General features: G+C 63.3%; 18 protein-coding genes. 10 read left to right on the forward strand and 8 right to left on the reverse strand.

The window, feature by feature from the left end; all coding sequences use genetic code 11:
* Positions 1-287 precede the first annotated feature (287 nt).
* The 5 genes from BMY68_RS20590 to BMY68_RS20610 all read right to left on the reverse strand — a co-directional run bounded on the left by BMY68_RS20590 (position 288) and on the right by BMY68_RS20610 (position 4,312).
* Positions 288-1,199, reverse strand: coding sequence for an SDR family oxidoreductase (locus BMY68_RS20590; protein WP_085529855.1), 912 nt, complete (start codon positions 1,197-1,199; stop codon positions 288-290).
* 212 nt (positions 1,200-1,411) lie between these two features.
* Positions 1,412-2,314, reverse strand: coding sequence for an alpha/beta fold hydrolase (locus tag BMY68_RS20595; RefSeq protein ID WP_085529854.1), 903 nt, complete (start codon positions 2,312-2,314; stop codon positions 1,412-1,414).
* A complete protein-coding gene (locus BMY68_RS20600; protein WP_085529853.1) occupies positions 2,314-3,096 on the reverse strand; it encodes a class II aldolase/adducin family protein in 783 nt (260 codons plus the stop codon). The genes BMY68_RS20595 and BMY68_RS20600 overlap by 1 nt, the downstream gene beginning before the upstream one ends.
* A gap of 153 nt (positions 3,097-3,249) precedes the next feature.
* Positions 3,250-3,936, reverse strand: coding sequence for an LrgB family protein (locus BMY68_RS20605; RefSeq protein WP_085529852.1), 687 nt, complete (start codon positions 3,934-3,936; stop codon positions 3,250-3,252).
* Positions 3,926-4,312, reverse strand: a complete 387-nt coding sequence (locus BMY68_RS20610) for a CidA/LrgA family protein (RefSeq protein WP_007929806.1) — start codon at positions 4,310-4,312, stop codon at positions 3,926-3,928. Before BMY68_RS20610 ends, BMY68_RS20605 begins: the two co-directional genes overlap by 11 nt.
* A 110-nt stretch (positions 4,313-4,422) precedes the next feature.
* On the opposite strand from BMY68_RS20610, the gene BMY68_RS20615 reads away from it, so the two are divergent.
* Positions 4,423-5,319, forward strand: a complete 897-nt coding sequence (locus tag BMY68_RS20615; RefSeq protein ID WP_007929807.1) for a LysR family transcriptional regulator — start codon at positions 4,423-4,425, stop codon at positions 5,317-5,319.
* Here the strand turns inward: BMY68_RS20615 and BMY68_RS20620 are convergent.
* On the reverse strand, positions 5,300-5,755 hold the full coding sequence (locus BMY68_RS20620; protein WP_009042218.1) for a flavodoxin: 456 nt from the start codon (positions 5,753-5,755) through the stop codon (positions 5,300-5,302). The two genes, BMY68_RS20615 and BMY68_RS20620, sit on opposite strands and share 20 nt — an antisense overlap.
* A gap of 156 nt (positions 5,756-5,911) precedes the next feature.
* Between BMY68_RS20620 and BMY68_RS20625 the strand changes: the two genes are divergently transcribed.
* Together BMY68_RS20625 and BMY68_RS20630 are read left to right on the forward strand one after the other, a co-directional pair.
* Positions 5,912-6,385, forward strand: coding sequence for a PAS domain-containing protein (locus tag BMY68_RS20625; protein WP_085529851.1), 474 nt, complete (start codon positions 5,912-5,914; stop codon positions 6,383-6,385).
* A gap of 55 nt (positions 6,386-6,440) precedes the next feature.
* Entirely contained in the window at positions 6,441-7,046 is a 606-nt protein-coding gene (locus BMY68_RS20630) for a hypothetical protein (RefSeq protein WP_085529850.1), read from the forward strand.
* 31 nt (positions 7,047-7,077) lie between these two features.
* On the opposite strand, the gene BMY68_RS20635 is transcribed toward BMY68_RS20630, so the two are convergent.
* Positions 7,078-8,037, reverse strand: a complete 960-nt coding sequence (locus BMY68_RS20635) for a MerR family transcriptional regulator (RefSeq protein ID WP_085529849.1) — start codon at positions 8,035-8,037, stop codon at positions 7,078-7,080.
* Between the two features lie 213 nt (positions 8,038-8,250).
* Here BMY68_RS20635 and BMY68_RS20640 point away from each other — a divergent pair, with 213 nt between their 5' ends.
* The 6 genes from BMY68_RS20640 (at position 8,251) to BMY68_RS20665 (ending at position 11,320) form a co-directional block, all read left to right on the forward strand.
* Complete coding sequence (locus tag BMY68_RS20640) at positions 8,251-8,823, forward strand: antibiotic biosynthesis monooxygenase (RefSeq protein ID WP_009042214.1); 573 nt, start codon at positions 8,251-8,253, stop codon at positions 8,821-8,823.
* 162 nt (positions 8,824-8,985) lie between these two features.
* A complete protein-coding gene (folM, locus tag BMY68_RS20645; protein WP_007929827.1) occupies positions 8,986-9,696 on the forward strand; it encodes a dihydromonapterin reductase in 711 nt (236 codons plus the stop codon).
* Positions 9,697-9,717: 21 nt separating this feature from the next.
* Complete coding sequence (gene folE, locus BMY68_RS20650) at positions 9,718-10,278, forward strand: GTP cyclohydrolase I FolE (protein WP_007929828.1); 561 nt, start codon at positions 9,718-9,720, stop codon at positions 10,276-10,278.
* Positions 10,279-10,280: 2 nt separating this feature from the next.
* Entirely contained in the window at positions 10,281-10,652 is a 372-nt protein-coding gene (gene folX / locus BMY68_RS20655; RefSeq protein ID WP_007929829.1) for a dihydroneopterin triphosphate 2'-epimerase, read from the forward strand.
* Positions 10,653-10,689: 37 nt separating this feature from the next.
* Complete coding sequence (locus tag BMY68_RS20660) at positions 10,690-10,986, forward strand: DUF1244 domain-containing protein (RefSeq protein ID WP_085529848.1); 297 nt, start codon at positions 10,690-10,692, stop codon at positions 10,984-10,986.
* A complete protein-coding gene (locus BMY68_RS20665; RefSeq protein WP_085529847.1) occupies positions 10,979-11,320 on the forward strand; it encodes a HopJ type III effector protein in 342 nt (113 codons plus the stop codon). Before BMY68_RS20660 ends, BMY68_RS20665 begins: the two co-directional genes overlap by 8 nt.
* Before the next feature lie 208 nt (positions 11,321-11,528).
* On the opposite strand, the gene trxB is transcribed toward BMY68_RS20665, so the two are convergent.
* The gene (gene trxB, locus BMY68_RS20670; RefSeq protein ID WP_009042210.1) at positions 11,529-12,485 is read right to left on the reverse strand and encodes a thioredoxin-disulfide reductase; all 957 of its coding nucleotides are present in this window, start codon (positions 12,483-12,485) and stop codon (positions 11,529-11,531) included.
* Between the two features lie 312 nt (positions 12,486-12,797).
* On the opposite strand from trxB, the gene cysZ reads away from it, so the two are divergent.
* A complete protein-coding gene (cysZ, locus tag BMY68_RS20680; protein WP_053259664.1) occupies positions 12,798-13,553 on the forward strand; it encodes a sulfate transporter CysZ in 756 nt (251 codons plus the stop codon).
* Positions 13,554-13,566 lie beyond the last annotated feature (13 nt).

Raw genomic sequence — 13,566 nt, forward strand, 5'->3', positions numbered from 1 at the left:
GGGGGCAAGAGGATTCAGAAGGTTTGAAGCAATGATATTCAGATCTTCACCGGGTGTTCACTGACGTTGATTTGTTGCTCCTTGATCTAACGTCTTCCTTCGGCCGCTGCCTTGCAGCGGCCTTTTTTATGCCCGGTAGAAAGCCAGGTCGATGCTCAAGGTGTCTGCTCGCCGTGACAATGGAAACGCGATGGGCTAACGGCGCCAGGATCAGGCCGAAGGCAGTGATGAAGGCATAAGGCAAACAGCCGCGCAGGCCGCGGCTGTTCGGGTTGGCGGGCGCTGCTTCAGATCGCGTATTTCTGCAGGTTCTGCATCATCTCTCTCAAGGCTTCGATGTTGTCCTTGGGGTGCGCCGCGCCCTCGAAGTCGCAGATCTGCTGCCAGTGGGCGGCGACATCTTCCGGGGAGAAGCCTTCGCGCGGATCGAAGCCCAGGCCCAGGCTGCGCTCCCAGCGCACCTTGCCCATCCAGCCGCCACCGACCTCGAACAGGCCGGAGGTCTCTTGGCAGTTCTCGCTGCCCAGGTACACCACCAGCGGGCTGACCAGCTCCGGCTTGAGTTGCTCGAACACCTGCGGCGGGATCAGCCCTTCGGTCATCCGCGTGCCGCCGGTTGGCGCGATGGCGTTGACCAGGATGTTGTTCTTGCGGCCTTCGATGGCCAGGGTGCGGGTCAGGCCATAGAGGCCGAGCTTGGCCATGCCGTAGTTGGACTGGCCGAAATTGCCGTAGATGCCGGAGGTGGACGCGGTGAAGATCACCCGGCCATAACCCTGCTCGCGCATGTGCGGCCAGGCGGCGCGGGTCACCTTGTAGGCGCCTTCGACGTGGACGCGGTACACCAGGTCCCAATCGGCGTCTTCCATCTTGTGGAAGGTCTTGTCGCGCAGGATGCCGGCGTTGTTCACCACCACATCCACCCGGCCGAAGGCATCCAGGGCGTTCTGCACGATCTTGTCGCCGTCGGTCACCGAATCGTGGTTGGCCTCGGCGATGCCGCCGGCTTCGCGAATCTGCGCCACCACCCGGTCGGCCGCCGAGGCATTGGCGCCCTCGCCCTGGGTCGAACCGCCCAGGTCGTTGACCAGGACCTTCGCCCCGTGCCGGGCGAACAGCAATGCATGAGCCTGCCCCAGACCGCCGCCGGCACCGGTGACGATCACGACTTTATTCTCGAAGCGCACAGACTCACTCATACCGAACTCCCACAGGCCAGATGGACAACAGACGGACAATGGCTTCGAGTGTCAGGCACGCGGCTGGCGGTCACAATAAACACGGCTGAAGCTGAATGGTGCGCAATAAGGCAGGGGGATGATCGAGGGGTAACGACGGCGCGGGGCGCATCGGCGCCTGGCGTGCACAGGCCAAGGTCGCAGCATCGCGATAGCTGCGGACAGCGGGTGTCTCAGGAGCAGGCCAGTTTTCGCGGTGGAAACTCCAGGCTGTCACGGAAGGCCAGATAGTGCTTGAGCACCTGGCCCGGGGCCTCGGTCTGCGGGTAGTGACCGATCCCGGCCAGCAGCACGGTATCCGGTGCAGGGATCAGCTGGCAGTAACGCTCGACCATGTGCGCCCCGGAAATCGGGTCCACCGTGCCGTCGATCACCCGTAGCGGCACCTCGCCGCGCTGCATCGCACTCACCCAGCGATCGCGCTGCACCCGGCGCTCGGGAATGTAGCCGATCAATTTATGCAGGATCCGCGGGCCGTTATTGGCCTCCACCAGGCTCCAGAAGTCATCCAGCACGCTTTCGCTGGGCCGGGTCTGCGGGCCGAAAATCTGGCTGAAACTCTTGGCCAGGCCCTCACGGCTGAAGACGCGGCCGAGCATCCAGCCCAGCGGGCTGAGCAGCAGCTTCTGCGTCAGCACCGGGCGATGGGTTTCCGGGAACAGGCCGCCGTTGAGGAACACACAGCTGGCCATGTTGCAACGCTCTTCGTAGTGTCGGGCGAGCATTTCCTGGGCGACGCTGTCGCCATAGTCGTGGGCCAGCAGATGCACGGGGCCATCGACCCCCAGGTGCTCGAGCAAGGCCTGCTGCAGGTCCGCCTGTTCCAGCAGGCTGTACTCGTGGTCCCGCGGCTTGGCCGAATCGCCAAACCCCAGCATGTCGCAGGCGATCACTCGATAGCGCTGCGCCAGGGGTTGCCACAGGTAGTGCCAGTCCCAGGCGGCGGTGGGAAAACCATGGATCAGCAGCAGTGGCTCGCCCTGCCCCGCGGTCCAGTAGCGAATGGCATGGCCGCGAAACGCGAAGCTATGTCCGCGCTTGCGCCACACACACAGAGGAATCTCGGCCATAGGCATCAGAGTTTATAACCCGCGTCTTGTTTATCGAGTTTGCGCAACAGTGCCGGCCATGCCAGCGCGCCGCCCATGCCTTGAGCGCTTTTGGTGACCCCGGCGATCATCGCCTTGGCCCCGGCCAGAATCTGCGGCTCGATGGCGATCAGTTGCGCCGCCCCGTTCTGCGCCAGCACCTGGATCTCGCAAGCGCGCTGGAAGGTGAACATCATCAGGAAGGTGTCGGCGATGGTGCCGCCACAGGTCAGCAGGCCGTGGTTGCGCAGCATCAGGAAATTGCTGTCGCCCAGGTCGGCCTGCAGCCGGGCCTTTTCCTCGTGGTTCAGGGCCACGCCCTCATAGGCGTGATAGGCCAGGCTCGACAGCACGAACAGCGACTGCTGGCTGATGGGCAACACTCCCTGCTGCTGCGCAGACACCGCGACCCCGGCCGCGGTGTGGGTGTGCAGCACGCAGGCCACATCGTGCCGCACTTCGTGCACGGCGCTGTGGATGGTGTAGCCGGCGGGGTTGATCTCGTAGGGGCTGTCCATCAGCTTGTTGCCGGCCTGGTCGACCTTCACCAGGCTGGAGGCGGTGATCTCATGGAACATCAGGCCGAACGGGTTGATCAGGAAATCTTCGGTGCCTGGGACCTTGGCGGAGATGTGGGTGAAGATCAGATCGTCCCAGCCATGCATCGCCACCAGGCGGTAGCAGGCGGCCAGGTCGACGCGGGTCTGCCATTCGGCGGCGCTGACCTGGTCTTTCACACTCGATGTCGATTGAACGGAGGATAGGCTCACGGCAAGGACCTCAGTGACGGCAGTTTTTTATTATTTTTTGGACGTGGGGATCAGTCTAGTCAGCCCCTCGGGTTCAGGTAGTTGCCTTGGCAGCCAGCTTACTGACCGAGCGGGTCAGTGGTCATTTTAGTTGCAATCGGCACAGGTCAAACGTCAAAGCAACGACGCCAATAAAGGGGCGGCGAACAGGTTCAGCAGGCCCGTGAGGACCATCACCAACCCAGCCACCGAGCCCTCTTCGCCACCGACTTCATGGGCGCGGCTGACCCCGGCGCCGTGGGCGCCGACCCCGAACAAAGCACCGCGAGCCAGGGCACTGCGCAGCGGCAGCCACTTGAGCAGGACACCGCCGAGCATGGCGCCGAACACCCCGGTGAACATCACGAACACCGCCGTCAGTTCGGGCACGCCGCCCAGGTCATGGGCCAGCGGCATGGCGAAGGGCGTGGTGATCGAACGCGGCACCAGGGACATAGTCACCGAGCTGTCCAGGGCCAGCACCCGCGCCAGTCCGAAGGAGCTGGCGATAGACGCCGCGCTGCCCGCCAGCATGCCCAGGAGCAACGCCGACCAATGCCGCACCAACAGCTGCCGCTGCTGCCAGATCGGCACTGCGAAAGCCACGGTGACCGGCCCCAGCACCAGCATCAGCCAATGGGTATTGGCGGCGTATTCGGCATAGGCGGTGTGCAGCGGCACAGCGATCGCCAGCAACAGGGCCGGCACCAGGATCAGCGGCGACAGCAGGTAGCGCCCGGTGCGCCGGTAGATCCAGCGGCTGAACAGATAGGCCGCGAGCGTCAGCAACAGCCAGAACACCGGCATGGGCTCAAGCGTCATGGCGCATTCTCCAGCGGCACACCCACTCCACCGTGAACGCGGTGACCAGCATCACCATCAGCGTACTGACGCCAATCACCAGCAGGATCCGCCAGCCGTCCTGGCGCAGCAGGCCGCCGTAGTCCAGCAGGCTCATCAGGGCCGGAATGAAGAACAGCAGCATCTCGGCCATCAGCAGGCCCGCGCCCATTTGCAGCGCTGCCGGCTTGACCCAGCCCAGGGCGAACGCCAGCAACAGCAGGGCCAGGCCGATCACCCCGCCAGGAATCGGCCACGCCAGCCACCCGGCCAGCTGGCAGCCGAACAGATAAATAGCCAGCAACACCGCCAGTTCGGATAACAGGCGACCCAGGTGTTTCAAGGTGGAAGCGTTCATGGAATTCGGTCCTCGCAGGCCTGCATTTTAGGCAAGTGCCTGCCATCACCGAAGCGAATTGTTAGACTGGAAGCCATTCCAGAATGGAATTAAGAGCACGGACCCAAAACATGGATTTCAAACAGCTGCGCAGCTTTGTCGAAGTGATTCACCAGGGCGGCTTCACCCAGGCCGCCAAGACCCTGCACATCAGCCAGTCGGCGGTGAGCAAGCAGATCGCCCAGTTGGAACAGAGCCTGGGCACGCCATTGCTGGATCGCCAGGGCTCGCACATTCATCTCACCGCCGCCGGCAGCGTGGTGCTGCAACGCGCCGAAGGCATGCTGCGCCTGCGCAATGAGTTGCTCAGCGAGCTGGACGACCTGAGCCTGTTGGCCCGCGGGGAATTGCGCCTGGGCCTGCCCCTGCTGGGCAGCGACGCACTGTTCGCCGGCCTGTTCGCCGAGTACCGCAGGCGCTACCCGAACATCAGCGTGCAGCTGCTTGAAGGCGGCAGCCTGAATATCGAGCAGGCGGTGCTCAACGGCGAACTGGAGATCGGCGGCAGCCTGACACCCAAGGATCCAACCTTCGCCTACCAGCCTTTCTGCGACGAACCGCTGGATGCCTTGCTACCGGCCGATCATCCACTGGCGATCAAGGCCCAGGTGCGCCTGGAGGAACTGGCGGACACGCCGTTCCTGCTTTATCAGCGCAGTTTCGTGCTCAACGACCGGCTGTTGCAGGCCTGTCAGCAGGTGGGGTTCACCCCGAAGGAAGGTGGGCGCAGCGGCCAGGCGGACTTTCTCGCCGCCCTGGTGGCCGCCGGGCAAGGCGTGGTGCTGTTGCCCAGCGTGGTGGCGCGCGGCCTGGTGCGGCCCGGCGTGGTACGCCTGACGCTGCAAGCGCCCGACTACCTGCGTTGGGACATCGCCTTCATCTGGCGCCAGGGCGCCTATCTGTCCAAGGCCGCGCAAGCCTGGCTGGCGCTTTTGCGCGAGCGGCCGGTCAGCCGCGCAGAGCGCTGATCAACTCGGCCAGCCAAGGCTCGGCGTCGGTTTCCGGGGTCACGCTTTCACTGGCGTCCAGGCGCAGCATTGCCAGCACTTCACGCACGCCCAGCTCGGCGAACAGTTCGCGCATCTGCTCGCCACCGCCACAGAAGGTGTCGCCATAGCTCGAATCGCCCAGGCCGATCACCGCGCCGGGCAAACCGCGCCAGGCCGCCGGCAGTTGATCGCGAATGGCCAAATACAGCGGCAGCAGGTTGTCCGGCAACTCGCCCATGCCGGTGGTCGAGGTCACGGCCAGGAACGCCTCGGGGCCGAACGCCTGGACATCCGCCAGGGTCGCGCGCGGGTTGTGCCAGGCCTCGAAACCTGCGGCATTGAGGAGCTTGGCGGCGTGCCGGGCGACTTCTTCAGCCGTGCCGTACACCGAGCCGGAAAGGATGGCGACTTTCATCAATCTGATCCTGAAGCTGAGTAAAAGACTGGGATATTAACAGTTGCGCGAAAAAATCCAGCCTTGTAGCGCGATTTACCCATCATGGCCAGTGGACAGCTTCGCGCCATGTCTTAGAATTGCCGCCACCTGCCGATCGACTGCGGAAAGCCTCCGATGATCAACGCCCATCTGCTGCAACTGGTGATCAACGCCTCCAACGACGGGATTGTCGTGGCCGAACAGGAAGGCGAAGACAACATCATCATCTACGTCAACCCGGCGTTCGAACGGCTCACCGGCTACAGCGCCGACGAGGTGCTTTACCAGGATTGCCGCTTTCTCCAGTCGGGCGACCGTGACCAACCGGGAATCCCGCTGATTCGCCAGGCCTTGGATAGCGGCCAGCCCTGCCGCCAGGTGCTGCGCAACTACCGCAAGGACGGCAGCCACTTCTGGAACGAACTGTCGATCACCCCGGTGTTCAACGAAAGCGACCAGTTGACCTATTTTGTCGGGGTGCAGAAAGATGTGACGGTCCAGGTCAAGGCCCAGCAACGGCTGGCGCAGGTGGAAAAGGAGCTGGCCGAAACCCGCGCGGAACTCGCCGCTTTCCAGGCGACGAGCGGCTCTAACAAGATGTCGAATTAGTTGTCAGTACGCTTAATCACCAATGATTTTGTCACCTTCTCCTTCGAGCAACATCATGCGCCGTGACGCTCTCCTCACCCAGGATGAACTGGACTTCATTCAGACCATGCAGCACAACCCGCAACTCAACGTGCGGGATGCGAACTCGAGCCTGCTGGTGAATGGAGGCTCACAGATCCGCGACCTGCTCACCCGCCTGGCGGCCAATGAGCAAGTGACTATCCAGGCGCACTTTGAAAACCAGCAGATGACCTTTCCCCTGCACCTGGTGGAAGACGAGTTCCACGCGCTGCATCTGCGCCTGGGCGTGCCGAGCATCTTCGAGGACGGGCCGAGGGTCCGCCCCTGGCGCCTGACGCTGGCGGAGCCGGTGGCCTTGGAAAACGCCAAGGGGCAGCCCACTGCGCTGTGGGTGCATGAGGTGTCGTTCAACAGCGTGTTGCTGGAAATCCGCAACCGGGCCAAAGCGCCAAAGCAGTTCGCCCAGTGGTTCAGCCCGTCGGGTTACGAGCGCATCGCCCTGCGCGGCCGCCTCGAACGCCAGACCGACGCCGGCTTCTATGCGTATCGGTTGAACCAGAGCGACACGGATGAAACCGAGCGCCTGCGCCAGTTCATCCTGCAACAGCACCGCCTGGCACACCCCAACCTGCATATCTGAAATCGCAGCTTTTGGCTGCCTGGGTATCAGCTCAGGTATCGAGCGTACCGCTGAGAAACTGCCGCAGGCGCTGCATCATCAAACGCCCGTCACTCCCCAGGCAGCCCACCGGCGAAGCGCTCAGGCTGTCCTGGGCCAGCTCGGCGACATCTCCCGCCAGCATCAGCGGACACTCCAGGGTCAACGCCAGGCGGTTCAAGCGTCGAGGCAGCTCCAGCGCCGGCGCGTGATTGGAAAACAGCACCAGCGCCTGGGGCTTGATCTTCTCGCAGACCAGGGTCAGCTCGTCGAACGGCTGCCCCAGCGCCAGCACCCGGACTTCCAACTCGGCACTGCCCAGCATCAGCGCCGCCACCAGCAATTCCAGCTCCCGGCATTGCCCGGCAAGCGCCGCCAGCAGCACCGGGCGCAGCGGTTGGCCGCGCTGCAACAGCAGGCGCTGGGAGACCCGCGAACGCAGGAAGTGATCGAAGAACAGCCATTCGCTGGTGTGGCCGTAAGGTTCCTGGTGCTGCGCCAGCTGCCGCCAGAACGGCATCAGGATGTCCTGGAACACCACCGACAATGAATAGCTGGCGAAGATCTGGCCGTACAGCCGCTCCAGGTGCGGCTCGTCGAAGCCGCCGACCGCCCGCTTGAGTTGCCCCTGCCACTGCCGGTAATCGCCCGATGCGCTATCGCCCGGCATGGCTTGCGGCGCCTCGCGGGCGGCCCGGGTCTTGGCGAGGATCTTGCCGACCTTGCTGACCGCGACACCTCGATCGATCCAGCCGAGGATCTCGCGGACCGTCTCGACATCGTGCATCGAATACAAACGGTGCCCACTCTCGGTGCGCGTCGGCTGGATCAATCCATAACGACGCTCCCAGGCCCGCAGGGTCACCGGGTTGATCCCCGTGAGCCGTGAAACTTCCCGGATTGGAAACAGATCGTCCTGCGAGGGTTGGTCGAGGGGCTGTGTCGGGCGGGAAAGTTCAGTAATAACGGGCATCTGGGCAGAAAACACCGATGGATAAAGTGACGGCCATTCTACTCCCCATCGGTGACAGTTCTTCAACACAGGGCAAAGCGACCGCTGCCTCTGGTGTATTTGTCACAATCAGGAATAATCCTTGCTTGCTTTCAAGACGCAGCCCAACACCCCGGTGCTGCGTCCGGCGTACGGCCTTACCCAGGCAGCGCATTGGTTTTACGGAGATACATAATGTCTACCTCACCCGTCACCCTGATGGTCGCCCGGCGTGTCGCCGATGGCCGTTACCAGGACCTGATCGCCTGGCTGCGCGAAGGCGAACAATTGGCCACCGACTTCCCCGGTTATCTCGGCTCCGGCGTGCTCGCTCCGCCGCCCGACGATGACGAATTCCAGATCATCTTCCGCTTCGCCGACGAGCAGACCCTGCACGTCTGGGAGCACTCCGCCTCGCGCACCGCCTGGCTGGCCCGCGGCAGCGACCTGTTCGCCCATCCCCATGAACACCGGGTCAGCGGCATCGACGGCTGGTTCGGCGCGGCCGGCCAGCGCCCTCCGCGCTGGAAGCAGGCGGTGGCCATTTGGCTGGCGTTCTTCCCGGTGTCGCTGATTTTCAACTTCATCCTCAGCCCGTTGCTGGGCGAACTCAGCCTGGCGCCGCGGGTGCTCGTCAGCACCCTGGCCCTGACGCCGCTGATGGTCTACTGGTTCATTCCGCTGTCCACCCGCCTGCTGTCCGGGTGGCTGAACAGCACGCCAGCCCGTCCGCTGCCGACAGCACCCTCCCCGCAGAGCCACCGGTAGGAATCGGCTCGCCGGCGATGAACGATAACGCGGTCTGCCAGACAGACCGCGGCGCCATCATCGCGGGCAAGTCGGATTGCCGCCCGCACGCTCCTGCAGCGGCTTGGGCGAACCCCGCCCCGCGCTGGTATAGTTTTGCTCTACCTGCGACGCGAGCCGTTCATGACTACTTCCCCTGCCCCGATCCTGATCACCGGCGCCGGCCAGCGTGTCGGCCTGCATTGCGCATTGCGCCTGCTGGAAGACGGTCACCGGGTGATCATCAGCTATCGCACCGAGCGCCCGGGCGTGCAGGCCTTGCGCGAGCGTGGCGCGATTGCCCTGTTCGCTGACTTCTCCAGCGAAGCCGGGATCCAGGCCTTCATCAGCCAATTGCACGAGCACACCGACAGCCTGCGGGCGATCGTGCACAACGCCTCGCAATGGCTGGAGGAAACGCCCGGCCAGGAAAGCGCGGCCTTCGCCGACATGTTCAGCGTGCACATGCTCGCGCCCTACCTGATCAACCTGCATTGCGCCGACCTGCTGCGGCGCTCCAGCCCCGCCGACATCGTGCACATCGGCGACGACGTCACGCGCCGCGGCAGCAGCAAGCACATCGCCTATTGCGCCACCAAGGCCGGCCTCGACAGCCTGACCCTGTCCTTCGCGGCGAAATATGCCCCGACGATCAAGGTCAACGGCATCGCCCCGGCTCTGTTAATGTTCAATCCCGACGACGACGCGGCGTACCGCGCCAAGGCCCTGGCCAAGTCCGCCCTGGGCATCGAACCCGGTTGCGAGGTGGTCTACCAGAGCCTGCGTTATCTGCTCGACAACCCTTATGTCACCGGCACGACCCTGACCGTCAACGGCGGGCGGCACCTCAAGTAAGGCTTCCCGCGAGGACGTTGCATGACGCTTTCCCTGCCCCAGCACTACCGCGAGATCCTCAAGGGTCTCGGCGAAGACCCCGAGCGCGAAGGCCTGCTCGACACCCCGCAACGCGCGGCCAAGGCCATGCAGTACCTGTGTCATGGCTACAGCCAGTCGGTGGACGAGGTGGTCAATGGCGCGCTGTTCGCCTCCGACAACGATGAAATGGTCATAGTCGCCGACATCGAACTCTATTCCCTGTGCGAACATCACCTGCTGCCCTTCATCGGCAAGGCCCATGTGGCTTATATTCCCACCGGCAAGGTGCTGGGCCTGTCGAAGATCGCCCGGATCGTCGACATGTTCGCCCGCCGCCTGCAGATCCAGGAAAACCTCACGCGGGAAATCGCCGACGCGGTGCAGCGGGTAACCCAGGCCGCCGGCGTCGCGGTGGTCGTCGAAGCCCAGCACATGTGCATGATGATGCGCGGAGTCGAGAAGCAGAACTCGACCATGCACACTTCGGTGATGCTCGGCGCCTTTCGCGATTCGAGCACCACGCGCCAGGAATTCCTGCAATTGATCGGACGGAGCAAGTAGCAATGCCACAACTTCAGCCAGGAATGGCTCGCATCCGGGTCAAGGACCTGTGCCTGCGGACCTTCATCGGAATCAACGAAGACGAGATCCTCAACAAGCAGGATGTGCTGATCAACCTGACCATCCTGTATGCCGCGCAAGAAGCCGTGCGCGACAACGACATCGACCATGCGCTGAACTACCGCACCATCACCAAGGCGATCATCGCCCACGTGGAGGGCAACCGCTTTGCCCTGCTCGAGCGCCTGACCCAGGAAATCCTCGATCTGATCATGGCCAACGAATCGGTGCTGTACGCCGAGGTCGAAGTCGACAAACCCCACGCCCTGCGTTTTGCCGAGTCGGTGTCGATCACCCTCGCGGCCAGCCGCTGATATCATCCGCGCCACATTTGATCGCACAGAGCCGAACATGACCGAGCAACAACGCCTGGAACTCGAAGCCGCCGCCTTCCGCCGCCTGGTCGCGCACCTGGACAGCCGCAAGGACGTGCAGAACATCGACCTGATGAACCTCGCCGGCTTCTGCCGCAACTGCCTGTCCAAGTGGTACAAGGCCGAGGCCGAAGAGCGCCAGATCGAGGTCAGCCTCGATGACGCCCGTGAAGTGGTGTATGGCATGCCCTACGCCGAGTGGAAGAACCTCTACCAGAAAGAAGCCAGCGCCGAGCAGCAAGCGGCGTTCGCCAAAGGAAAACCCCATGACTGACCTGAACACCCTGCGCGCCAGCCTCAAGAGCGGCGAGCATGTCTTCGCCGACACCCTGGCCTTTATCGCCGCGGGCTACGACTACCAGCCGCAGGCCTTCAACAACGGTGGCGTGGAAAACGCCGCCGGGCAGAACGAAGGTTCGTGCAAGACCCTGGGCCTGGCCCTGCTGGAAGGCTTGAGCGACGAAGAAGCACTGCTGGCGTTCGGCGAACATTACCGCTCGGTACTGGCCACCCCTGAAGGCAGCGACCACGGCAATATCCGCGCGCTGATCGCCCATGGCCTGGCGGGTGTGAAGTTCACCCAGCAGCCACTGACCCGCAAGGCCTGAGTCTAAACCCTGTAGCCGCTGCCGCAGGCTGCGATGGTCCGGGCTACGCTGGTCGCAGGACCTCCTGCGCCCTCAAAAGTGGCGCCCGCTTCGTCGGATTGCCGCCCAAATCGCTCGCAGCCTCGCGCTGCTCGGCAGCGGCTACAAGTTTCAATGATCCATAAAAAAACCGGCCTGGGCCGGTTTTTTCATTGCAACGGTCTGAGAATCAAGCGTTCTGCAGGCCATCAAGGTAACGCTCGGTGTCCAGGGCGGCCATGCAGCCGGCGCCGGCCGAGGTAATGGCCTGGCGGTACACGTGGTCGGCCACGTCGCCGGCGGCGAAGATGCCCGCGATGCTGGTGGCGGTGGCGTTGCCTTCACGGCCGCCCTGCACGACCAAGTAGCCGTCCTTCAGCTCCAGCTGGCCTTCGAACAGCGAAGTGTTCGGGGTGTGGCCGATGGCGATGAACACGCCGTCGACCTTGATTTCGTCGAAGCTGCCGTCGTTGTTCTTCAGGCGCGCGCCGGTGACACCCATGTTGTCGCCCAGCACTTCGTCCAGGTTGGCGTTCAGCTTGAGCTCGATCTTGCCTTCGGCAACCCGGGCATTGAGCTTGTCGATCAGGATCTTCTCGGCGCGGAAGGTATCGCGACGGTGGATCAGGGTGACCTTGCTGGCGATGTTGGCCAGGTACAGGGCTTCTTCGACAGCGGTGTTGCCACCACCGACCACCGCCACTGGCTTGTTGCGATAGAAGAAACCGTCGCAGGTCGCGCAGGCCGACACGCCCTTGCCCATGAACGCTTCTTCCGAAGGCAGGCCCAGGTAACGGGCGCTGGCGCCAGTGGCGATGATCAGGGCGTCGCAGGTGTAGGTCGCGCTGTCGCCGGTCAGGGTGTATGGCTTGGCGGCGAAGTCCACGGCATTGATGTGATCGAAGACGATTTCGGTCTCGAAACGCTCGGCGTGTTCACGCATGCGCTCCATCAGCGCCGGGCCGGTCAGGCCGTGGACGTCGCCCGGCCAGTTGTCGACTTCGGTGGTGGTGGTCAGCTGACCGCCGGCCTGCATGCCGGTAATCAGCAGCGGCTTCAGGTTGGCGCGTGCAGCATAGACCGCGGCGCTGTAACCGGCAGGGCCGGAACCGAGAATAATCACACGCGAATGACGTACATCAGACATGACTCACTCCTATCGACCGGCCCGGATCACTGGCGCGGAACGCCGGATTGCCGGCTGGAATAAAAAAGGACGGCGAAAGCACTTGGGGAAGGCTTCAGGTTCGCCCGTCCGAAAAATAATGGGTGCAGCGTATAGAGGGGGCGAAGATTAAGGAAATACGGTTTAACAATCCAGCTCATAGGAGGTCTCTATCTGGTATCGGTGTATTTACCGGCGCCTTTGTTACAGTTGATGTCGACCTAACGACTGCGCTTTCGCCGGTGGGGCAAAGCCGGTAAGGTCGGCGCGTTTTCCCCTTGCACGGAGCTCCTTATGCCCGCCCCCGTTCTCTCCGGCCCGCAATACCTGCGCGAAGGCCTCAAGCTGGTGCTCAGCCCCGGCTTGCGTCTGTTCGTCCTTTTGCCCCTGGCCATCAACCTGGTGCTGTTCGTCGGATTGATCTATTTCGCCGGCCACCAGTTCAGCCTGTGGGTCGACACCCTGATGCCGTCCCTGCCGGACTGGCTGAGCTTTCTCAGCTACATCCTCTGGCCGCTGTTCGTGGTGCTGGTGCTGCTGATGGTGTTTTTCACCTTCACCATGCTGGCCAACGTGATTGCCGCGCCCTTCAACGGGTTTCTCGCGGAGAAAGTCGAAGTGGTGGTCCGTGGCACCGACGATTTCCCGCCCTTCAGCTGGGCCGAACTGCTGGCCATGATCCCGCGCACCCTGGCCCGGGAAATGCGCAAGCTGGGTTATTTCCTGCCGCGGGCCATCGGCCTGTTCATCCTGTCCTTCATTCCGGTGGTGAACCTGGTGGCCGCGCCGCTGTGGCTGCTGTTCGGCGTATGGATGATGGCGATCCAGTACATCGACTACCCGGCGGACAACCACAAGCTGGGCTGGAACGAGATGCTCGCCTGGCTGCGGGAAAAGCGCTGGCAGAGCATGAGCTTTGGCGGGATCGTCTATCTGGTGCTGCTGATCCCGGTGGTCAACATCTTGATGATGCCAGCGGCGGTGGCCGGGGCGACGCTGTTCTGGGTGCGTGAGCGCGGCGCGGAAAGCCTGGTGACCCAGCAACGCTGAGCGGGTCACAAAT

Origin of the sequence: Pseudomonas sp. NFACC41-3, from assembly GCF_900109505.1 — a bacterium.
In the GTDB taxonomy this organism is placed as follows: domain Bacteria; phylum Pseudomonadota; class Gammaproteobacteria; order Pseudomonadales; family Pseudomonadaceae; genus Aquipseudomonas; species Aquipseudomonas chlororaphis.